This is a genomic window from Candidatus Accumulibacter contiguus (assembly GCF_012940005.1).
Classification (GTDB): Bacteria; Pseudomonadota; Gammaproteobacteria; order Burkholderiales; family Rhodocyclaceae; genus Accumulibacter; species Accumulibacter contiguus.
The window spans coordinates 1-1,235 of sequence record NZ_SPMX01000122.1 but is presented as its reverse complement, the minus strand read 5'-3'; the positions used below and the strand labels follow the sequence as shown (position 1 = coordinate 1,235).

The window sequence follows — 1,235 nt, the reverse complement described above, 5'->3', positions numbered from 1 at the left end:
CCTATTCGGCCCGACCGGCTCCGGCAAGTCGACCCACCTCGGCATCCTCGCTGCGCAGCTTCGCCGCTACGCCGGCATGTCGATCTTTGCCTTCGACAAGGGCATGGCGATGTATCCGCTCGCTGCCGCCATCCGCGCCCAGACCCAGGGTCGCAGCGGCCGGCACTTCACGGTGGCGGCCGACGACGATCAGTTGGCCTTCTGCCCGCTGCAGTTCCTCGAAACCAAGGGCGACCGCGCCTGGGCGATGGAGTGGATCGACACCCTCCTCGCCTTGAACGACCTGCACACCACGCCGGCGCAGCGCAACGAGATCGGCCATGCGATCCTCAGTCTGCACGCCAGCGGCGGCCGCACCCTGTCGGAATTCTCGGTCACCATCCAGGACGAAGCGATCCGCGACGCGATCCGTCAATACACCGTTGATGGTGCCATGGGGCACCTGCTGGACGCCGAAGAAGACGGCTTGTCGTTCTCCGATTTCACCGTCTTCGAAATCGACGAATTGATGAACCTCGGCGAGAAGTACGCGCTGCCGGTACTGCTCTATCTCTTCCGACGCATCGAGCGCGCCCTGCACGGCCAGCCGGCCGTGATCATGCTCGACGAGCGTGGTTGATGCTCGGGCACCCGGCCTTCCGAGCCAAGATCCGCGAATGGCTCAAGACCTTGCGCAAGGCCAACTGTCTGGTGCTGATGGCCACACAAAGCCTCTCCGATGCCGCCAACTCGGGCATTCTGGATGTGATCGTCGAATCGACCGCGACCAAGATTTTCCTGCCCAACCTTTATGCCCGCGACGAGGACACGGCCGCCCTCTACCGCCGCATGGGCCTCAACGCGCGGCAGATCGAGATTCTGGCGACAGCTATTCCCAAGCGTCAGTACTACTACGTCTCGGAGAACGGTCGTCGCCTGTACGACCTCGCCCTCGGCCCCCTGGCGCTCGCCTTCGTCGGCGCCTCCGACAAGGAGTCGCTGGCCACCATCCAGCACCTGGAAAGCAAGTTGGGCGATGGCTGGGTGCACGAGTGGCTGGCCGGGCGGGGATTGACGCTGGACACCTATGGAGTGACCACATGAACTTCGCAGACCAGATCAAGCGCCTGATCGGCCGGAAGCCCGCAGCCGACGCCGATCGCCAAAGCGCAAAAGAACCGACGACCTGGGGGTTCCGCCAGGGCGAAGGCGAGAACCCCTACCTGGCTGCTCGCCGGACCTGGAACGAGCATGTC

At 64.3% G+C, this 1,235-nt stretch carries 1 pseudogene; it reads left to right on the top strand.

From position 1 onward, the window contains the following. Nucleotides 1-1,083, top strand: a pseudogene (locus E4Q08_RS23470) (TraG/VirB4 family ATPase); the annotation flags it as partial. Between the last annotated feature and the right edge of the window lie 152 nt (nucleotides 1,084-1,235).